This window comes from Nocardiopsis trehalosi NBRC 14201 (genome assembly GCF_001552555.1).
Classification (GTDB): Bacteria; Actinomycetota; Actinomycetes; order Streptosporangiales; family Streptosporangiaceae; genus Nocardiopsis_B; species Nocardiopsis_B trehalosi.
Map to the genome: position 1 here is coordinate 1 of NZ_BCRK01000104.1, position 22,297 is coordinate 22,297.

The following is a 22,297-nucleotide window of genomic DNA, read 5'->3' on the forward strand; positions in this document are numbered from 1 at the left end:
CATCCAAAGAACACTCCCTAGGTCGCACCGCCTCGCGTCCGCCCCCGCGCCCGGCCGCGCGGCCGCCCATCTGGAGTGGGCCGGTTGACGACCGTCGCGGCCCGGCTCGGCCGGTCTGCCGGTCGAAGCGACTTTGCGGGCGCCTTTTCCCGTCTGGCCGTTTTCGTGGTGTGAACGGCATTCGCGGCCCGAGCGGTATTTTCGACGGGGAAGTGCGAAGCGGGCCGGGTGCCCTCTTTTCGGCCAACGTCCTGAGATGCGGGAAACAGGGTTCGAGGGCGGAAATAGCGTCAAACGTGCGGTGTCCGGCAAAGCGGGCGAACCGCCGTCCGGGTGGCGACGGTGCCGGAGTATCCGCAGGTGGGAGATCTCAACCGCGGATCTTGGGAACATCCTGATAACGCGGTGGGCCTTTGCTAGGCTCACGATTGAATCGGTAGAACATTAACGGTTCCACTGAAAACAGCGCGTTGTCCGTGTGAATATCTCGGATGATCGAAAGGTGTTCCCTCGCGGAGGAAACCCCTTTGTCGGCGATCACCGCATTCTCCACGGAGCGCCCGCCGCGCGCGGCCCCCCGCCCGGCGGCGGCCCACCGTGTGCGCCCCCGCGGTGCGCACCGGGCCCACCGAAGGTATCCACCCCACCCCGAGGACGAGGAGGCGTGTTGTGGCACAGGCGCCCTCACCACCCGGCCGTGACGGCCGTCCCCCGACGCCGATGACCGCACCCGCTCCGCACCACCGCAAGCCCGGCCGGTTCCGCCGGCTGCTGACCCGGCTCGGCCTCGCCGCCGATCCGGCCGCTCCCGTACCCGCCGCGCCCGCACCGGTCGCGGCCGTCCCCGCCGCGGCCGACGCGCCGAGCGCCCCCGCGCGGCGCCCCGCCGCCGAGCCCCGCCCCGGCGCGCGCCCCTGGTCGGCCACCGCCCTTCCGGCCGCCGACGGCGCCGCCGCGTCGCACCCCGACCTGCTCACCGACGCCCTCGCCGGCCTCGCCATGCGCGACCTCACGCTCGTCGACGCCCTGCTGGCGATCGTCGAGAAGCTGGAGGACATGGCCGACGACCCCGATCTCCTCGACAAGCTCTTCGAGATCGACAACCTCGCCACCCGCATGCGGCGCAACGGCGAGAACCTGCTCGTCCTCGCCGACCAGGAGGCCGGCGACCCCAACGTCGAACCCGTGCCCCTGCTCGACGTCGCCCGCGCCGCCACCTCCGAGATCCGCGACTACAGCCGGGTCCACATCGGCCGGCTGCCCGACACGTTCGTCGCGGGCGCGGCGGCCGACGACCTCAGCCACCTGCTGGCCGAACTGCTCGACAACGCCACCACCCACTCGCCCGACCACGCTCAGGTCGTCATCAGCGGGCAGACCCGCCCCGAGGGCGGCCTGCTGCTCACCGTCGAGGACGAGGGCATCGGCATCCCCCGCGAGCAGCTCACCGACCTCAACGTGCGGCTCAGCGGCACGCCCGTCCTCGACGAGCGGGTCATGCGGCACATGGGGCTCTACGTCGCCAGCCGCATCGCCCACCGGCACGGCCTCCTCGTCCAGCTGGAGGCGCGCGCGTTCCGCGGCACCAACGCCTACACCGTCATCCCCGCGCGCCTGCTCACGGCGTCCGGGCCGCGCCGCGAACCCGCGGTGCCCACCCCCGGCCGGAGCATGCCCTCGGTCGCGCCGCACCCCCTGGGCGACCGCCGCCCGGCCGCGTCCGGCGGCCCGGACACGCGCCCCGCCATCACCGCCGCGGGCCTGCCCCGCCGCAGCGCGGCGCGGACCCCCGAGGCCGCCGCCGCCCTGCGCACCCTCCCGCCCGACCGGCCGGTCCCCGCCGAACCCGCCGAACCCGAGGGCGACCGGGCCGCACGCATCCGCGACGACATCGGCGGCTTCATCGAGGGCGAACGCGCGGCGGTCCGCGACCGGGAGTAGCACCCGGGCCCGTCCCCGCCCGCACGCACGCGACGGGCCGCCCCGCGCGGTCCCGCACACCCACCCCACACGGCTAGTCAAAAGGCTGGAACACCCATGAACGACCAGTTGAGTGCCAACGCGGAGAGTTTCACCTGGCTGATCTCCAACTTCGTCGGCGAGGTCCACGGCGTGGAGCACGCGATCGTGGTGTCCTCCGACGGACTCCTGCTGACGGCCTCCCGCGACTTCCCCGAGGAGAACGCCGAGCAGCTCGCGGCCATCGCCAGCGGCCTGCACAGCCTGGCGGTGGGCGGGGCGAACCTGTTCGGCAAGGGCACCTGCGAGCAGCTCATCGTCCGCATGCGCGGCGGGCACCTGTTCGTCATGTCGGTCAGCGACGGCTCGTGCCTCGCGGTGCTCAGCTCGCCCGCGGCCGACATGAAGATCGTCGCCTACCAGATGACCCGGCTGGTCGAGAACGTCGCGCACGCCCTCACCCCGCAGCTCCGGTCCGAGCTGCGCGACGTCATCGGCGGTTGAGCGGGCACCCCGGGTACCGGATCCGAACGAAGAGGTTGCCACAGATATGAGCTACCGCAGGCGCAGGAGCACCCGCATCCGCCCCTACACCTTCACCGGCGGGCGCACCAGATCGCGTCATCCGCTCATGGTGCAGACCCTGGTCTCGACCGCCGATCCGAGCAACGACCCTCCTCCGAACCTGATGCCCGAGTCCCAGCGCATCTACCTGCTGTGTCGGGAGACGCGCTCCGTGGCCGAGGTCGCCGCAGAACTCGACATCCCCCTGGGGGTCGCGCAGGTGCTGCTCAGCGACCTCGCCGAGCTGGGGCTCGTCTACATCCATCCCACGATCACGGGCTCCAGCCCGTCGGAAAACCAGGTTCTCGAAAGGGCGCTTCGTGGTCTCGAACGACTTTTCCAATGACATCCAGAGCAAGATGTCCACCAAGATCGTCATCGCCGGTGGCTTCGGGGCGGGCAAGACGACGCTCGTCGGCTCGGTGTCGGAGATCCCGGCCGTGACCACGGAGGCGGTCATGACCGAGGCCAGCGTCGACTACGACGACACCTCGGCCACCCCACTGAAGACGACCACCACGGTGGCCATGGACTTCGGCCGCATCACGGTCGACCGCCAACTCATCATGTACATGTTCGGCACCCCCGGCCAGGCCCGGTTCTGGTTCATGTGGGACGACCTGGTGCGGGGCGCGGTCGGCGCCGTCGTCGTGGTCGACTGCCGCCGGCTCGCCGAGAGCTTCGACGCCGTCGACTACTTCGAGACCAACCGGCGCATCCCCTACATCGTCGCGCTCAACCGCTTCGACGGGCGGCTCGACTTCACCGCCGAGCAGGTGCGCGAGGCGCTGGAGATCGGCGAGGACGTCCCCATCGTCGACTTCGACGCCCGCGACCGCTCGTCGGGCGGCATGGTGCTGAAGACCCTGCTCCGGTACGCGCTGTCCACCAACGCGGCGGCCCAGCCCGTCGGGTGAGCCGCGGTCCGACCGCCGCCCCTCCCGCCGGAGGGGCCCACGTCCCATCCGACCGCTCCCGGAAAGTAATGACAGGATGCGCAAGATCCTCATCGTCGGCGCCGGACAATCGGGGCTGCACCTCGCGCACGGGTTGCTGAGCCACGGCTACGACGTCACCGTGATCACCGGGCAGACCTCCACCGAGATCCGCACCGGCCGCCCCTCGATCACCCAGCTCACCTACCCGACCGTGCTGGACTACGAGCGCGAACTGCACCTCGACTTCTGGAGCTCCCAGGCGCCGCAGATCGACAAGGCCAAGCTGCACGGCTACCCGTCCGGCGGCGCCGACCCGCTCGTCGTCGCCGGGCGCTTCGACGGCTACACCGTGTCGGTCGACCGCCGGGTCAAGATGGCCGACTGGCTGGAGTACTTCGAGGACTGCGGCGGGAAGGTCGTCATCCACGGCGTCACCCTGAGCGACCTCGACTACTTCGCGCGGATGTTCGACCTCATCGTGGTCGCGGTCGGCCACGGCGAACTGGGCGCCCTGTTCGACACCGACCGCGGCCGCTTCAGCGGGGCGCGCCGCCGCGTCCTCGCCCAGGCGCACATCTACGACGTCGCCCCCGACCCGGGCGAGCCCGAGTCGATCGGCTGGGTCGGGTCGTCGGCCGACGCCGGCAACATCTGGTTCTTCCCGATCCTCACCTCCGAGGGGCCGTGCCACTCGCTGTTCGTGGCCGCCCGGCGCGGCGGGCCCATGGACGGCTGGCTCGGCCCGCACCGGCCGACGCCCGCCGCCCAGCTCGACGGCATGCGGGCGCTGCTGCGCGAACACGCCCCCGAGTACTTCGAGCGGGTCCGCGACGCCGAACTCGTCGACGGCAACAGCCGGCTCATCGAGTCCATCGAACCCAAGGTCCGCAACCCCGTCGGCACGCTGCCGTCCGGCGGGCGGGTGCTCGGCATCTCGGACGTGGTGATCACCTCCGACCCGTTCGCCGGGCAGGGCTGGAACAACTCCACGCGGTGCGCCAAGAGCTACCTGGAGAGCATCCTCGCCCACGGCGACCGCCCGTTCGACGAGGAGTTCATGCGCCGGACCTTCGACCGCTTCTGGAGCTACGGGTACGACGCCGAGCTGTGGGCCGAGACCATCTCGTCCTACTGGGAGTCCCCGCCCGCCGCGCACTTCCAAGAGGTGTTGGGCGCCGCGTCGGTGTACCCCGAGGTCGGCGACCGGTGGATCCGCGGCTGGAACTACCCGCCCGACTACCACGAGTGGCTGTACGACGAAGCGGGCGCCCGGAAATACCTTGCGGAGGTTGCGGCCGTCCATAACGCGTGAGACCGCGTTCCGCAAATGCGGATGTTTCGCCGTGACTCCTCCGTCCCATCCGGGGCGGAGGGGTCACCTTGCCACTTCCGTACCATCCGAACCATAAAGATCGTCGGCCGTCGGTGCAGCGCTCCGCAGCAATGTCCGAAACGCGCTTGCATATTGCCGTGCAAAAGTCGGAGCGTTACGATCTCGGGGACGATGTCGTAGCTGAATTCGGAGAGTTGTCGCGATCTACGTCGTTTGTCGCTTTTTGTCTCTCCGGTTTCGGCCACCCGAGATCCAGCACCGATGCCCCGGGGCCGCACCATGGAACCAGTCGCACCGCGCGTCGGTCCTCCTCGGCGCGAACGCGCACGTCCGGCGGGTCGGATTGGCCGCGAAGGCGTCCGCCGCCGTGTCGGCGGCCGGCCGGGAACCGCGTCCGAGCCGGGGCGTAACGTCTTCCGTGATCCCGAAAGGCGTTCCTCGGTGAAATGATCTTGGAACTCCCGATTCGGCCGGTTCGCCGGACCCGGGAAGATCGCGACGACACCCGCACGGAGCCCGAAGGGCGGGCCGTATTCCCGCCCCTTTCGGTTCCGTGATTCGGCGGATGGCATGGTGGGGGACGTGGTGTGATGACGGATGCCCGATATCGCGCAGACCGCGAATTCCGGCGGACGTCCGATGACGCGATCGCGGTGGTCGGGATGGCGTGCCGATTCCCCGGCGCGCCCGACCCGGCCGCGTTCTGGCGGCTGCTGAGCGACGGCGCCGAGGCCGTCACCGGGCCGCCGCCGCGGCGGTGGGGCACGGCCGGCCACCCGGGCCTGCCGGCCCGGGGCGGAGCGGTGCCCGACGCCGACGCCTTCGACGCCGGGTTCTTCGGCATCCCGCCGCGCGAGGCCGCCGCCATGGACCCGCAGCAGGGCATGTTCCTCGAACTCGCGTGGGCCGCCCTGGAGGACGCGGGCATCGTGCCGGGCGGCCCGGGGGCGGCCGACATCGGCGTGGTCGTCGGGGTGATGGCCGACGACCACGCGGCGGCCCTGCACCGGGCCGGGCCGGAGGCGATCACCCGGTACACCGCCACCGGGCTGCACCGGGGCATCATCGCCCACCGCGCCTCCTACGCGCTGGGCCTCACCGGCCCCAGCCTGACCATCGACGCCGGGCAGGCGTCCGGCCTGGTCAGCGTGTACATGGCGGCCGAGGCGCTGCGCCGCGGCGAGTGCGCGACCGCGCTGGCGGGCGCCGTCAACCTGATCCTGGGGCCCGAGAGCGGCCTGGCGGCGGCCCGGCTCGGGGTGCTGTCGCCGGACGGCCGCTGCCACACCTTCGACGCGCGCGCCAACGGCTACGTCCGCGGCGAGGGCGGCGGGGTGGTGGTCCTCAAACCGCTCGCCCGGGCGCTCGCCGACGGCGACGACGTGGTGTGCGTGCTGCGCGGCGGGGCCGTGAACAACGGGGGCGGCCGCGGCCTGACCGTGCCCAGCGCGGCGGCCCAGGAGGCGGTGCTGCGCCGCGCCTGGGAGCGGGCGGGAGTCGACCCCCGCGACGCCCAGTACGTGGAGCTGCACGGCACCGGGACGCCCGTCGGCGACCCGGTCGAGGCCGCCGCGCTGGGTGCGGCGCTGGGGGCGGGGCGCGCCCCGGGGCGGCCGCTGGCGGTGGGGTCGGTGAAGACCAACATCGGGCACCTGGAGGGGGCGGCGGGCATCGCGGGGCTGATCAAGGCGGCGTTGAGCATCCGCCACGGCCGCATCCCCGCCTCGCTGAACTTCGTCCGCCCGCACCCGCGCATCCCGCTCGACCGCCTCGGTCTGCGCGTCCCGACCACCACCGTCCCGTGGCCGGACCCCGACCGCCCGCTGCTGGCCGGCGTCAGTTCCTTCGCCCTGGGCGGCACCAACTGCCACGTCGTCCTCTCCGCCCCCCCACCCGCCGCGGGCGCCCCCGCCGCGAGCGGCTCCGCCGAAAGCGGCCCGGGCGCGAGCGGCCGCCCGACCCCGGCCACCCTCACCCCACCACGCTCCCCCCGCCCCACTCCCGAGGAGCCCGCCGCCCATCCACCGGCAGCCACGCGGCCCTACGCCTTTGCCGCAGCCGGAGCACCGGAAGCGACCTGGGGGCCGGTCGGCGAAGAGGGGGTGTCCACCGGAACGGCGGACGAAGCGCGCCCCGTATCCGCGCCGGACGACGCGGTGGATGCCCGTGAGCCGGCGGTGGTGGTCGATGCTGTGCGGCCGTCCGCCTCGGGCACGGCTGACATGAGCGGGGAGGCGGAGCCGCCGGACGCCGAGGGGCGCGCCGCCGGAGCCTCGCGCGCGCCGCTCGCCTCCCCGGAGGCGGCCGGTGCCGACGCACCGGGAGGTGAGCGGCGGCCCTCCGGCGCGGCGGGGGATCACCGGACCGTCGCCGTGGACAGGCCCGCGACCCCGGCCGGGGACGCGGACGCCCTTGGGTCGGCGGACAAAGGCCACGGGGCGGGCGGCGGGGCCGACCGGGGGCCGGTGGTGTGGACCGTGTCGGCGGCGGGACCGGAGGCGCTGCGCGAGCAGGCCGCCCGGCTGCGCGCACACGCCGCCGAACACCCCGGCCACGCCCCTCGCGACGTCGCGGTGGCACTGGCGGCCACGCGCGCCGTCCACCGCCATCGGGCCGTCGTCGTCGCCGCCGACCGCGACGGGCTGCTGGCCGGGCTCGACGCGGTGGCCGCCGACCGCGCCGCCCCTGGCACGGTGCGCGGCACCGCACGGCCGGGCGCCTCCCTCGCCGCGCTGTTCCCGGGAGAGGGCACGCAGCGGGCGGGCATGGGCGGCCGCCTCTACGCCGCCGTTCCCGCGTTCGCGCGTGCCTTCGACGAGGTGGCCGACCACCTCGACCCGCACCTGGAGCGCCCACTGCGCGCGACCGTGCTCGGCGGGCGGGACCGCCTTGACCGCACCGACCTCGCCCAGCCCGCCTTGTTCGCGGTCGGCGTCGCCCTCTTCCGGCTGCTGGAGGAGTGGGGTGCCGCACCGGACCAGGTGGCCGGGCACTCGGTGGGCGAACTCGCGGCCGCCCACGTCGCGGGCGTGCTGACGCTGCCCGACGCGGCCGCGCTGGTCGCCGCGCGCGGCCGGCTGATGCGGGCGCTGCCGCCGGGCGGCGCGATGCTCGCCGTCCGCGCCGACGCGGCCGGCGTCGCCCCGCTGCTGGCCGACCGCGCCGACCGGATCGCGCTCGCCGCCGTGAACGGGCCCGGGTCGGTGGTGCTCTCCGGCGCCACCGACGCGGTGGCCGATGCGGCGGCCCGCCTGGCGGAGCGGGGCGTGCGCACCCGCGCGCTGCCCGCCGACCGCGCCTTCCACTCCCCGCTGATCGAGCCCGCCTTGGCGGAGTTCCGCGCCGCCGCCGAGGCGTGCGCCTTCCACGAACCCCGGTTGCCGATGGTGTCGACCCGCACCGGACGGCTCGCCGACGACGGCATACGGTCCGCCGACCACTGGGTGCGCCAGGCGCGCGAGACCGTCCTGTTCGCGGACGCGGTCGGGACGCTGCGCGAACGGGGCGCGACGGCCTTCGCCGAACTGGGGCCGGGCGGTACGCTGCCGCCCCTCGTCCGCGCCCGGCTCGGCGCCGACGCGACCGCCGTGCCCGTGCTCGGCGGCGAGGGCGACGAGCACGCCCACCTGCTGGAGGGGTTGGCACGCCTGCACGCCACGGGGATGGCGGTCGACTGGCCCGCCGTCCTCGGCCCCGCCGCCCGCCGCGTCCGCCTCCCCACTTACGCCTTCCAGCGCCGCCGCCACCACGCACACGGGGTGGCGACCCCTGACACCGGCGTCACTCGCGATACGTCGGCTCCTGGCATCACGGGCACTGCGTCTGGGTCGACCTCTGACATCGAGACCCTTTCGGCTGTGGGGGCTCCGCACCGCGCCGGTCCCGTTCCGCCCGGTGGGGGGCGTCCGAGCATCCCGGGCACGCCGGGCGCTCCGGTGGTCCGCGCCCCCGGCTCCGACGCGGCGCGGCCCGGTGCCTCGGGCGGACGGCCGACGCCGGAGGTCGGGGCGGCGCACTCTGAGGCGCCGGCCAACGGGCCTCGGTCCGACGGCCCGCCACCGGTCGGACCGCCGGTGGCGCCCGGGGACGGTACCGCGTCGTGGCCCGGCCCGCCGGACGGAGGCGGCACCCCGAGCGGGGCCGGTCCGGCCCCGGAGAGGGTGCGTTGGGCGCTCGGCGCGGTGCGGTCCGCTGCGGCGGACGTCCTCGGCCACCCCGGGCCCGGTGCGGTCGATCCCGACGTGGCGTTCATCGACGCCGGGATCGACTCTCCTGCCGCCGTGGAGTTGCGCAACCTGTTGAACGCGGCCACCGGTGCCGGTCTGCCCGAGACCGCCGCCTACGACCACCCGACCCCGCTCGCCCTGGCCGCCGAGCTGGCCCGCCGGATCTCCGCTGACCGGCTCCCGGGTGACGGTGCATCGCCGAAGGCCGACAGCGCGTCCGCGCCTGCGGCGGTGCCCCTCACTGAGGGGACTGGTGGACGCGCGGCCAGCGAGAACACCGACTCGGGCACGGCCGGAGCGTCGCGCAGTCCCGCCACGCGGCGGGGGAGCGGCGTCGAGGCGGCGACCGATCCGGGCGCCGCCGGGTCCGCCCCCGCCGACGCGGACCCCGGGCGCGGTACCGGGGCGCGGCCCGTCGGCGCGGACACGACCGCCGCCCCGCCGCGCGGCACCGGAGCGCCCTTTGCTCCGGTCCCCTCAGCGGGGATGCCGGCTGCCGGCGCCGACGGGCGGGACGGCATCGGGGCGTGGGGCGAGGGTGCGGGGGGTACGGCCGCCGCAGGCGCGGGCCCCCGGTGGGGTGCCGGGGCGGGCGGTGAGGGTGCGAAGGCGGCCGCGTTCCCCGAGGTGCGGGCGGTGGGACGTCCTGGAGCGTCCCTAACCGAGAACGCGTCGGCCTCCGATGCGGACGGCACGGGCATCGCAGAACGGGAACGCGCCGACCGCGTTCTCGCGGTGGTGCGGCGGGCAGCCGCCGACGTGCTCGGATACGTCGGCGCCGATGACGTTGATCCGGAGCGGAGTCTGCGCGACCTCGGTGCCGACGGCGCCGCCGTCGCCGCCATCAGCGCGCGGACGGCCGCCGCCCTCGAAGCGCCCGTCGCGGTGGCCTCCACCACCGACGACGTCCCGCTGGCGGTGCTGGCTCGACGGATCGCCGCCCGGTTCCCGTCCGCCGAACCGGTATCCGTTCCGGGCGCGGGCGGGTCCGGCCCGTCCGCGCCCGCCTCGTCCGTGGCGGACTCGCGCGCGACGGGCGGTCCGGGTGCGGGCGGCTCGGGGGTGGGGCGGGCGGTTCCGGTCGGGGCCGGCGCCGGTACGAGGGCGGGGGGAGCGGTCGAGGACGATCCGGTGGTCATCGTGGGGATGGCGTGCCGGTACCCCGGAGGGGTGGGGTCGGCCGACGAGCTGTGGCGGCTCGTCGCCGAGGGGCGCGACGCCATCAGCGGATTCCCCGAGGACCGGGGGTGGGACATCGGGGCGGCGGACGGGGCCGAGCGGACCGTCACCCGCTACGGCGGGTTCCTCGCGGACGCCGCCGGGTTCGACGCCGCGTTCTTCGGCATCAGCCCGCGCGAGGCCGCCGCCATGGACCCGCAGCAGCGGCACGCGCTGGAGGTGGCGTGGGAGGCCGTCGAACAGGCCATGATCGGTCCGGAGTCCCTGCGCGGCACCGCGACCGGCGTGTTCGTCGGGGCGATGTCGGCCGAGTACGGGCCGCGCCCCGACCGCGCCACCGGAGCCGCCGAGGGCTTCACGCTGACCGGCGGCAGCGGCGGCGTCATCTCCGGCCGGATCGCCTACGCGCTCGGCCTGGAAGGCCCGGCCGTCACCGTCGACACCGCCTGCTCGGCGTCCCTGGTGGCGATCCACCTGGCGGCGCAGGCGCTGCGGGCGGACGAGTGCGCGCTGGCGCTGGCGGGCGGGGTCACCGTCATGGCGCACCCCGGCATGTTCACCGAGTTCTCCCGGCAGCAGGGCCTCGCGCCCGACGGCCGGTGCAAGGCGTTCGCGGCCGCCGCCGACGGCACCGCCTGGGCCGAGGGCGCGGGCATGCTCGTGCTCGAACGCCTCTCCGCCGCCCGCCGCAACGGGCACCGCGTGCTCGCCGTCCTCCGGGGGAGCGCGGTCAACCAGGACGGCGCCTCCAACGGGCTCACCGCCCCGCGCGGGGCCGCCCAGGAGGGGGTCATCCGGCGCGCGCTCCGCGCCGCCGGGCTCGCGCCGGGCGACGTCGACGCCGTCGAGGCGCACGGCACCGGCACCCGGCTGGGCGACCCGATCGAGGCCGGCGCGCTGTGCGCCGTGTACGGGGCGGACCGGGACCCGCGCCGGGCGCTGTGGCTGGGGTCGCTCAAGTCCAACATCGGGCACGCTCAGGCGGCGGCCGGGGTCGGCGGGGTCATCAAGACCGTGCTCGCCCTGCGGCACGGCCGGCTGCCCGCGACCCTGCACGTGGACGCCCCCACGCCGCGCGTGGACTGGGCGGGCGGAGCGGTCCGGCTGCTCACCGAACCGGTGCCCTGGCCCGACACCGGGCGGCCGCGCCGCGCCGGGGTGTCGTCGTTCGGAATCAGCGGCACCAACGCCCACCTGGTGCTGGAGCAGGCACCCCCCGAGCCGACCTCCGCGTCCGTGCCGGGTTCGCCGGCCGGTGGGCCGGTCAGGTCTTCGGCGCCGGGACGTGTGGGTGTGTCGTCGTCCGGTGGCAGTGGCGCCGAAGGGACCTTCGAGTCGGCTTCCGAGCCCGTGCCGGGCTCGGAGGCCGAGGGCCCTGGCGGGTGTTCGGCGTTGGGCCGCGCTGGTGCGTTGTCGTCGGGCGAGCCGAACTCCGGGCCGCTGTCGGGCTCGTCGGCTGGTGGGTCGGTCGGGTCTTCGGCGGTCGGCCGTGCGGGTGTGCCGTTGCCCGGTGGTCGTGGTGCTGATGGGTTGGGGGCCTTGGAGTCGGTTTCCGGGCCGGTGTCGGGCTCGGGGGCCGAGGGCGATGGCGGGTCTTCGGCGTCGTGTTCCGCTGGTGCGTTGTCGTCGGGTGAGCCGGACGTTGAGCGTGTGCCGGATTCGTCGGCTGGTGGGTCGGTCGGGTCGTCGGGGTCCGGCCGTATGAGTGGGGCGTCGTCCGGTGGTGGCGGCGATGAGCCGGGGGCGGCCTTCGGGGCGACCTCCGCGCCGACGCCGGCCCCGCCCGCCGATGGCCCGGACCGGGCTCCGGCGCCCTGGGTGCTGTCGGCTCGGGACGGTGCCGCGTTGCGGGGTCAGGCCGACCGGCTGCGTGACACCGCCCGCACCGCACGCCTGGCCGACATCGGGTACTCCCTCGCCGCGACCCGGTCCCCGCTGCCGTACCGCGCCGCCGTTCTGGCGGGGGACCGCGAGGGGTTCCTGGCGGGACTCGACGCGCTCGCCGACGGCCGCCCCGCCCCCGGGCTGCTCCAGGGCCGGGCCCCCGCCGACCCCGCCCCGGTGTTCGTGTTCCCCGGTCAGGGCACCCAGTGGCGGGGCATGGCCGCCGACCTGCTCGCCGAGTCCCCGGTGTTCCGCGCGCACCTCGCCGCCTGCGACCGCGCACTCGCCCCGCACACCGGCTGGTCGGCCGCCGCCGTGCTGCGCGGCGACCCCGGCGCCCCCGGACTCCAGGGCGCCGAGGTGGTGCAGCCCGTGCTCTGGGCGGTCATGGTGGCGCTGGCCGCCGAATGGCGGGCGCTCGGCGTCACCCCGGCCGCCGTGGTGGGCCACTCCCAGGGCGAGATCGCCGCCGCCTGCGCGGCGGGCGCCCTGTCCCTGGCCGACGGCGCCCGCGCCGCCGCCCTGCGCGGCCGCGCCGTCGCCGCGCTCGGCGGCAGCGGGGCGATGGCGTCCGTCGCGCTCCCCGCCGACAAGGTGGCCGCCTACGCGGGGGAGCGGGCCGACCGCCTGCACACCGCCGCCCTCAACGGGCCCACCGCCACGGTGGTGGCGGGCGACCCCGACGCCGTGGTCGCCCTCGTCCACGCATGCGCCGCCGACGGCATCCACGCGCGCCGCATCGGCGTCGACTACGCCTCCCATAGCCCGCACGTCGACGCGCTGCGGGAGCGGATCACCGGCGACCTCGCCGGGCTCGCCCCCCGGGCCGCCGCCGTCCCGTTCTGGTCCACGGTCACCGGCGGCCCCCTCGACGGCGACCGGCTCGACGCCGGCTACTGGTTCCGCAACCTGCGCGAACCCGTCCGCCTCGACCCGGTCGTGAGGGCCCTCGCCGACGCCGGGCACGCCCTGTTCATCGAGGTCGGCCCGCACCCCGTGCTCACCGGACCCGTGCGGGACACCCTTGACGACCACGGGGCCGCCGGCGCGGCCGTCGGCACGCTGCGCCGCGGTGAGGGCGGCCGGGAGCGCGTGCTCGCCGCCGCCGCCGAGGCGTTCACCCACGGCGCCCCCGTCGACTGGGCCCGGGTGCACGGTGCGGCGGGCGGGCGCCGCGTCGACCTGCCGACCTACCCGTTCCAGCACGAGCGCCACTGGCTCGACGCGCCCGCCCCCGCCGACCCGCGCACCTCCGACGCGCACCCCGCCGACCCGCACACCCCCGCCCCGGCCGGCCACCCGCTGCTGGGCACCGCCGTCGACCTCGCCGACGGCGGCCGCACCGTGTTCACCGCCCGGCTGGCGCGGTCCACCCACCCGTGGCTGGCCGACCACGAGGTGGGCGGTCGCGTCCTGCTGCCCGCGACCGCCGTTGTGGAGGCCGCCGCGCACGCCGGGGCGCACACCGGCGCCCCGCACATCGCCGACCTCGTCCTGGAGGCGCCGCTGGCGCTGCCCGCGACCGGCGGCGTCCGCGTCCAGGCCGCGGTCGGCCCCGCCGACGGCGCCGGCCGGCGGACGTTCACCCTGCACGCCCGCCCGGACGGACCCGGCGGCGCCGACGGCCCGGCCCCCTGGACCCGCCACGCCACCGGCACCCTGGACACCGGTCCCCTCGGCGCGGACGCCTCCGCCGCGCCGCCGCCCGTCCCCCCGGTGTGGCCGCCCGCCGGGGCCCGGCCGCTCGACCTCGCCGGCGCCTATGACCGGCTCGCCGCCCGCGGCTACCGCTACGGCCCGGCGTTCCGGGGCCTGCGCGCCGCCTGGCGCAGCGGGGACGACCTGTACGCCGAGGTCGCCCTGCCCCCCGGGGCCGCCGCCGGCGCGGTGTTCGGGGCACACCCGGCCCTGCTCGACGCCGCCCTGCACGCCCTGCTGGCCGCCGACGGCGACGACCGGCTGCTGCTGCCGTTCACGGTCGCCGGCGCGCGCCTGACCGGCACCACCGCCACCGAGCTGCGGGTCCGGCTGGCACCCGACGGCGCGGGCGGCACGGCGGTCACGGCGGCCGACCCGGCGGGCACCCCCGTGCTGACCGCCGCCTCCCTGACCCTGGCCCCCGCCGGCCCCGCCCTGCTGCGCGCGGCCGCCGGGGCGCCGCCCGGCCTGCTGCACGGCGTCGTCTGGGACCCGGTCGACCCGGCCCCCGACCCGCGCCCGTCCCGGTGGGCGGTCCTGGGCGGCGACGACCTCGGCCTGGGCGCCGACACCCTGGTCCACCCCGACCTGTCCGCCCTGGTCCGGGCGCTCGACACCGGCCTGCCCGTCCCCGAGGCGGTGCTGGCCGTGCGCCCGCCCGCCGGGGAGGGCCCCGCCGCCGCGCGCGCCGCCGCCCGCGCCGCGCTCGCCCTCGTGCGCGGCTGGCTGGCCGACGCGCGGTTCGCCGGGTCCCGGCTGGTCCTCGTCACCCGCGAGGCCGTGGCCGCCGCCCCCGGCGACACCGTGCGCGGGCTCGGCCACGCCCCGATCTGGGGGCTGGTGCGCTCGGCGCAGTCCGAGCACCCCGGCCGGTTCGGCCTGCTCGACCTCGACGGCGGCGCCGACTCGCGGGCCGCGCTCCCCGGCCTCCTGGCGACGGGGGCGCCGCAGGTGGCGGTGCGGCGCGGCACCGGGTACGCCCCGCGCGTGGCCCCCACCGCCGCCGGCGGCGCGCTCACCCCGCCCGCCGGCGCCTCGACCTGGCGCCTGACCACGACCGGGCGCACCCTCGACGACCTGGCGCTGCGCGCCGCCCCCGAGGCCGCCGCGCCCCTGGGGCCGCGGCAGGTGCGCGTCGCCGTGCGCGCCGCCGGGCTCAACTTCCGCGACGTCCTCGTGGCCCTCGGCGCCTACCCCGGCGACGCGGACCTCGGTATCGAGGGGGCGGGCACGGTCACCGAGGTCGGCCCCGGCGTCACCGGCCTCGCCCCCGGCGACCGGGTCTGCGGGATGTTCCCCGGGGCCTTCGGGCCGACCGCCGTCGCCGACCACCGGGCCCTCGCGCCGATCCCGGCCGGCTGGACGTTCGCCGAGGCCGCCGCCGTCCCCGTCGCCTTCCTCACCGCCCGCCACGCCCTGGTCGACCTCGCCGGGGTGCGCCCCGGGGAGACCGTGCTCGTCCACGCCGCGGCGGGCGGCGTCGGAGCGGCGGCGGTCACCCTGGCCCGCCACCTCGGGGCGCGCGTGTTCGCCACCGCGCACCCCGCCAAGTGGGACGCGCTGCGCGCCCAAGGGCTGGACGACGACCACATCGCCTCCTCCCGCACCACCGCGTTCGCCGACCGCTTCCGCGCCGCCACCGGCGGACGCGGCGTCGACACCGTCCTCAACGCGCTCGCCGGGGAGTTCACCGACGCCTCCCTGCGGCTGCTCGCCGCGCGCGGCCGGTTCGTGGAGATGGGCAAGACCGACCTGCGCGACCCCGCCGACGTCGACACCGCCCACCCCGGTGTGCGGTACCGACCGTTCGACCTGCTCGACGTGCTCGCCCGCGACCCCGGCGCCGTCGGCGCGGCCCTGCGGGAGGTCGTGGCCCTGCTCGCCGACGGCGCCCTGCGCCCGCCCCCGCTCACCACCTGGGAGCTCACCCGCGCCCCCGAGGCGTTCCGCCACGTCCAGCGGGCCCACCACGTCGGCAAGGTCGTGCTCACCGTGTCCCGCCCGCTCGACCCGGACGGCACCGTCCTCGTCACCGGGGGCACCGGCGCCCTCGGCCGGCGGATCGCCCGGCACCTCGCCGCCGAGCACGGGGTGCGCCACCTGCTCCTGGCCGGCCGCAGCGGGCCGCGCGCCGAAGGCGCCGACGCCCTGCGCGCCGACCTCGCCCGCCTCGGCGCGCACGCCGAGTTCGCGGCCTGCGACCTGGCCGACCGCGCCCAGACCGCCGCGCTGCTCGCCGCCGTCCCGCCCGACCGGCCGCTCACCGCCGTCGTGCACGCCGCCGGGGTGCTGGCCGACGCCACCGTGGCCGCGCTCACCCCCGACCGGCTCGACCGGGTGCTGCGCGCCAAGGCCGACGCGGCCCGGCACCTGCACGACCTCACCGCCGACGACCCGCCCCCGGTGTTCACGCTGTTCTCCTCGGCGGTGGGGGTGGTCGGCGCCCCCGGGCAGGCCGCCTACGCCGCCGCGAACACCGCCCTCGACGCGCTCGCCCACCACCGCCGGGCCCGGGGCCTGCCCGCCACCGCGCTGGCGTGGGGGCTGTGGGACCAGGACGGCGGCATGGCCGGGCACCTGGACGCCGCCGGCCGGGCGCGGCTGGCCCGCTCCGGCATCGGCGCCCACACCCCGGCCGAGGGCCTGGCGCTGTTCGACGCCGCCCTCGCGGCGGGCCGGACGCACCTGGTGCCGATGCGGCCCGGCGCCGCCGCGCCGCCCGCCGGGGCCGCCCCGGCGGGCCGACCCGCCGCGGCGCCCGCGCCCGCGTCGGCCGCCGCCGCGCGGCCCGTCAGCGCCCCGATCGACCTGGTCCGCGCGGAGGCCGCCGCGGTCCTCGGCCACCGCGGACCCGACCGGGTGCCCGCCGACCGGCCGTTCGCCGAACTCGGCTTCGACTCGCTGACCTCCGTGGAACTGCGCAACCGGCTCGCCGCGGCCACCGGGCTCCGGCTGCCCGCCACCCTGCTGTTCGACCACCCGACCCCCGCTGCCGTCGGCGCCCTGCTGCGCTCCCGGCTCGACCCCCGCGAGGACGCCGACCGCGCCGCCGCGCCCGACCGCGACGCCGCCCGCCGCGCCCTCGACTCCCTGCCCGACGACGTCCTGCGCGCGTCCGGACTGCTGGAGGCGCTGGTGCGGCTCGCCGGTACCGGCCCCGGCACCGGCACCCCGGACCCGGCGCCGGAGCCGTCCCGGGCCGGTGCCGCCATCGACGCCATGGACGTCGACGACCTGGTCCGGCTGGCGCTGGACGACGGCGGCACCGCGGACCCCGCCGAACTCGGAGGCTGACGTGACGGACGACCGACTGGTGGCGGCGCTGCGCGCGTCGCTCAAGGAGACCGAACGGCTGCGCCGCGAGAACCGGCGCCTCGCCGACACCGCGGCGGAACCCGTCGCGATCGTGGGGATGGGGTGCCGCTTCCCTGGTGGGGCCGACTCCCCGGAGGCCTTGTGGGAGCTGGTGGAGCGGGGGCGGGACGCCATCACCAAGTTCCCCGAGGACCGGGGGTGGGACCTGGACGCGCTGTTCGACTCCGACCCCGACCGCCCGGGTACCACCTACGTGCGTGAGGGCGGGTTCCTGGCGGACGCGGCGGGGTTCGACGCCGCGTTCTTCGGGATCGGTCCGCGCGAGGCGCGGGCGATGGACCCCCAGCAGCGGGTCCTCCTGGAGACCGCCTGGCACGCCCTGGAGCACGCCCGGATCGTCCCCGCCGACCTGCGCGGCACCGACACCGGGGTGTTCGCCGGGGCGCTCGCCCAGGACTACGGCCCCCGCTGGCACGAACCGCCCGCCGACCCCGACGGCCTCGTCCTCACCGGCGGCCTGACCGGGGTCCTCTCCGGCCGCCTCGCCTACACGCTCGGGCTGGAGGGGCCGGCGGTCACGGTCGACACGGCGTGCTCGTCGTCGCTGGTCGCGCTGCACCTGGCGATGCAGGCGCTGCGCAGGGGCGAATGTCGGCTCGCCCTGGCCGGCGGGGTCACCGTCCTCGCCGGCCCCGGCATGTTCACCGGTTTCTCCCGGCAGCGGGGGCTCGCCCCCGACGGCCGGTGCAAGGCGTTCGCGGCCGGTGCCGACGGCACCGCGTGGGCGGAGGGCGCGGGCGTCCTCGTCCTGGAGCGGCTGTCCGACGCCCGCGCCGCCGGCCGCCGCGTCCTCGCCGTCCTGCGGGGTGGCGCGGTCAACCAGGACGGCGCCTCCAACGGGCTCACCGCCCCCAGCGGGGCCGCCCAGGAGCGGGTGATCCGGCGGGCGCTGGCGGACGCGGGGCTGGAGCCGGGCGACGTCGACGCCGTCGAGGCGCACGGCACCGGAACCCCGCTCGGCGACCCCATCGAGGCGCGCGCCGTCATCGCCGCCTACGGCCGCGACCGGCCCGCCGACCGGCCGCTGTGGCTGGGGTCGCTCAAGTCCAACATCGGGCACGCGGTGGCCGCCGCCGGGGTCGGCGGGGTCATCAAGACCGTCCTCGCCCTGCGGCACGGCCGGCTGCCCGCCACCCTGCACGTGGACGCCCCCACCCCGCACGTCGACTGGGCCGACGGCGCCGTGCGGCTGCTGACGGAGCCGGTGCCCTGGCCCGACACCGGGCGGCCGCGCCGCGCCGGGGTGTCGTCGTTCGGCATCGGCGGCACCAACGCCCACCTCATCGTCGAGTCCGCGCCGCCCGGCCCCGCGCCCGAGGCGCCCGCCGGCGACCCGCTGCCGTGGGTGGTCACCGGCCGCACCCCGGCCGCCGTGCGCGCCCAGGCCGCCCGGCTGCGCGACCACCTCCGCGCCCGCCCCGGCGCCGTCGCCGTCGGCCGCGCCACCACCGCCACCCGCACGGCGTTCACCCACCGGGCCGTGGTCGTGGCCGACGACCGCGACACCCGGCTGCGGGCACTCGACGCGCTGGCGCACGGCCGCCCCGCCGCCGGACTCGCCACCGGCCGGGCGCGCGCCGAACGCGGCGGCACCGCGTTCCTCTTCCCCGGCCAGGGCGCCCAGCGGCCGGGCATGGGGCGCGACCTGCACGCCGCGTTCCCCGCGTTCGCGCGGGCGTTCGACGCCGCCTGCGCCCACCTCGATCCGCACCTGGACCGGCCGCTGCGCGACGTCGTGTTCGCCGCCGACGGCACCCCCGAGGCGGCCCTGCTCGACCGCACCGCCTACACCCAGCCCGCCCTCTTCGCCGTCGGAATCGCGGCGGCCGCCCTGCTGCGGTCGTGCGGCGTCGAACCCGACGTCGTCCTGGGGCACTCGGTGGGCGCGCTCGCCGCCGCGCACGTCGCCGGGACCCTGCCGCTCGCCGACGCCTGCGCCCTGGTCGCCGCCCGGGGCCGGCTGATGGAGGCCGCCGTCCCGGGGGCCATGGCCGCCGTGCGCGCCCCCGAGGAGCGGGTGCGCGCCGCGCTCGACGGGTACGCGGGCCGGATCGGCGTCGCCGCCGTCAACGGGGAGCGGGCGGTGGTCGTCGCCGGGGACGCCGACGCGGTGGCCGACGCGGTGCGCGCCTGGCGCGGCGACGGGGTCGACGCCACTCCGCTGCGTGTCACCCGCGCCTTCCACTCCCCGCACATGGACCCGGTCCTCGCCGACCTGCGCCGGGCCGCGGCGGCGGTCGCCTACGGCACCCCGACCGTCCCGCAGATCGACGACCTCGGTGGCGGCGTCCTCACCCCCGAACGCGCCGCCGACCCCGAGCACTGGGTGCGGCACGCCCGGGACACGATCCGCTTCGCCGACGCCCTGGACGGGCTGCGTGCCCTGGGCGCCGACACCTGGGTGGAGACCGGGCCCGGGGGCGTGCTCACGGCCCTGGCCGCCGACCGGCTCGACCCCGGGGCCGACCCCGACAGCGGGGAGCCCGGCGGGGTGCTCCTCGTGCCCGCCATGGCGGCGGCAGGCGGTGAGCGGCGGTCCGTCCTGACCGGGCTGGGGCGGGTGTTCGCGGCCGGGGGCGGCGTCGACTGGTCGGCGCTGCCCGGGGGCGACACCCCGGTGGCGGCGCTGCCCGACCTCCCCGGGTACGCCTTCCAGCGCGAGCACTACTGGCTGGCGGCGCGGCCGGGCACCGGGGCCGCGCCCGCCGCCGACCCCGGGGAGGCGGCGGCCGACCCCACTGCCGCTGCCCCGGCCGAGGCGGCGCCCCCGGCCGACGCGCCCCGCCTGGCCGATCTGCCCCCCGACGAGCGCGCCGCCGCGCTGCTGGACGCCGTCCGCGCCGAGACCGCGCGGGTCCTGGGGCACCCCGACCCCGGCGCGGTCGAACCCGACCGGGGCTTCACCGACGCCGGGGTGGACTCCCTCGGCGTGCTGCGCATGTGCCGCCGCCTGGGCGCGGCCACCGGCACCGAGCTGACCGGCGCCGACGTGTTCGGCCACCCGACGCCCGCCGCGCTCGCCCGCCACCTCGCGGACCGCCTCACCCCGGCCGCCCCGCAGGGGCCCGGGGGCGGTGCGGGGAGCGGCGCGGCGCCGGACGCGGGCGTCGGCGCGCTCCTCGACGGGCTGGACGCGGCCCTGTCCGCCGGGCGGCTCGACCCGGCGGAGCGGGAGCGGGCCACCGGCCGGCTCCGCGAGCTGCTGCGCGGGCTGGGCGGCGGCGCGGAAGTGGGGGACAACGAGGTCGAGGACGCCGACGACGACGAGCTGTTCGACCTCATCGACAGGGAGTTCGGGATCTCCTGATGCCCGCACCGAACGGAGAGGCGGCCCGGCCGCGATGAGCAACGAGCAGAGGTTCCGCGACCTGCTGAAGAAGGTCACCGCCGACCTGCGGCGCGCGAACGCGCGCGTGCGCGAGTCCGCCGAACGGGACCGCGAGCCGGTCGCCGTCGTGGGGATGGGGTGCCGGTTCCCTGGTGGGGTCGACTCCCCGGAGGCGTTGTGGGAGCTGGTGGAGCGGGGGCGGGACGCCGTCGGCGGGTTCCCCGAGGACCGGGGGTGGGACCTGGACGCGCTGTTCGATCCCGACCCGGACCGGCCCGGGACGACGTATGTGCGTGAGGGCGGGTTCCTGGCGGACGCGGCGGGGTTCGACGCGGGGTTCTTCGGGATCGGTCCGCGCGAGGCGCGGGCGATGGACCCCCAGCAGCGGCTGCTCCTGGAGACCGCCTGGGAGGCGCTGGAGCACGCCGGGGTGGTCCCCGGTGACCTGCGCGGCTCCCCGACGGGGGTCTACGTCGGGCTGACCGCGCCCGACTACGGGCCGCGCCTGCACGAGGCCGCCGGCGGCTGGGAGGGGCACCTGCTCACGGGGACGGCGGCCAGCGTCGCGGCCGGCCGCGTCGCCTACACGCTGGGGCTGGAGGGGCCGGCGGTCACGGTCGACACGGCGTGCTCGTCGTCGCTGGTCGCGCTGCACCTGGCGGTGCGGGCGCTGCGCCGGGGCGAGTGCGGGCTGGCGCTGGCGGGCGGCGCGACGGTGCTGTCGGGGCCGGGGGCGTTCGTCGCGTTCTCCCGGCAGCGGGGGCTGGCCCCCGACGGGCGGTGCAAGGCGTTCGCGGCCGGTGCCGACGGCACCGCGTGGGCCGAGGGCGCGGGCGTCCTCGTCCTGGAGCGGCTGTCCGACGCCCGCCGCAACGGGCACACGGTGTGGGCGGTGGTGCGGGGGAGCGCGGTCAACCAGGACGGCGCCTCCAGCGGGCTGACCGTCCCCAGCGGGCCCGCGCAGGAACGGGTGATCCGGCGGGCGCTGGCGGACGCGGGGCTGGAGCCGGGCGACGTCGACGCGGTGGAGGCGCACGGCACCGGGACCCCGCTGGGCGACCCGATCGAGGCGCGGGCGCTGCTCGCCACCTACGGGGCCGGGCGGCCGGCGGACCGGCCGCTGTGGCTGGGGTCGCTCAAGTCCAACATCGGGCACGCGGTGGCGGCCGCCGGGGTCGGCGGGGTCATCAAGACCGTCATGGCCCTCCAGCGGGGTGTGCTGCCCCGCACCCTGCACGTGGCCGAGCCGACGGCCGAGGTCGACTGGTCCCCGGGGACGGTCCGCCTGCTGACGGACCCGGTCCCCTGGCCGGACGCCGGGCGCCCGCGCCGCGCGGCGGTGTCGTCGTTCGGCATGAGCGGCACCAACGCCCACGCCGTCCTCGAACTCCCCACGCCGCCGGAGGCCGCCCCGCCCGCGCACCGACGCGCGCCCGAGTCCCCGGCCCGTGTCGCGGCGCCGCCCCCCGGCACCGCCGTGGCGGCGGGCGCGGCCCCCGGCGATGCGGAAACGCGCGCGCCCGCGCACCGCACAGTGGCAGACGCGCCCTGGGCCCGCGACGCTCAGCGGACCGACGCCTCAGCGCCCTCCGGGAGCCCCGCCCTCGCAGGGACGGCCACACCGGGCGCGGACGCGCACCCTGCGGCTGATGGCCCGCACACGCCGGAGCGAGCGCACGGCCCGGACCGACCGGGGCCGGTCACGGCGGCGCGGATGGAGGCGGCTCCGGCAGCGGAGGGTCCCCTGACAGCGGGCAGTGCGGGCAACTCCACCGTGAACCGGGACGCCGCCGGTTCTGACGCGGCTCGGCGG

At 77.5% G+C, this 22,297-nt stretch carries 8 protein-coding genes; all 8 read left to right on the forward strand.

What is annotated here, in order from left to right; translation table 11 throughout:
• Window positions 1–720: 720 nt before the first annotated feature.
• Window positions 721–1,941, forward strand: coding sequence for a sensor histidine kinase (locus NT8_RS17830; protein ID WP_067970872.1), 1,221 nt, complete (start codon window positions 721–723; stop codon window positions 1,939–1,941).
• Between the two features lie 96 nt (window positions 1,942–2,037).
• Complete coding sequence (locus NT8_RS17835) at window positions 2,038–2,463, forward strand: roadblock/LC7 domain-containing protein (RefSeq protein ID WP_067970873.1); 426 nt, start codon at window positions 2,038–2,040, stop codon at window positions 2,461–2,463.
• A gap of 46 nt (window positions 2,464–2,509) precedes the next feature.
• Complete coding sequence (locus NT8_RS17840; protein WP_084469052.1) at window positions 2,510–2,869, forward strand: DUF742 domain-containing protein; 360 nt, start codon at window positions 2,510–2,512, stop codon at window positions 2,867–2,869.
• Window positions 2,870–2,882: 13 nt separating this feature from the next.
• A complete protein-coding gene (locus tag NT8_RS17845; RefSeq protein WP_067970875.1) occupies window positions 2,883–3,440 on the forward strand; it encodes a GTP-binding protein in 558 nt (185 codons plus the stop codon).
• 76 nt (window positions 3,441–3,516) lie between these two features.
• The gene (locus tag NT8_RS17850) at window positions 3,517–4,773 is read left to right on the forward strand and encodes a styrene monooxygenase/indole monooxygenase family protein (protein ID WP_067970877.1); all 1,257 of its coding nucleotides are present in this window, start codon (window positions 3,517–3,519) and stop codon (window positions 4,771–4,773) included.
• Window positions 4,774–5,384: 611 nt separating this feature from the next.
• Window positions 5,385–17,075, forward strand: a complete 11,691-nt coding sequence (locus NT8_RS30910; protein ID WP_245646231.1) for a type I polyketide synthase — start codon at window positions 5,385–5,387, stop codon at window positions 17,073–17,075.
• Window position 17,076: 1 nt separating this feature from the next.
• Window positions 17,077–20,463, forward strand: coding sequence for a type I polyketide synthase (locus NT8_RS17860; protein WP_084469053.1), 3,387 nt, complete (start codon window positions 17,077–17,079; stop codon window positions 20,461–20,463).
• Window positions 20,464–20,497: 34 nt separating this feature from the next.
• Window positions 20,498–22,297: type I polyketide synthase (locus NT8_RS17865; RefSeq protein ID WP_174549592.1), on the forward strand; the 1,800-nt coding region annotated here is incomplete at its 3' end.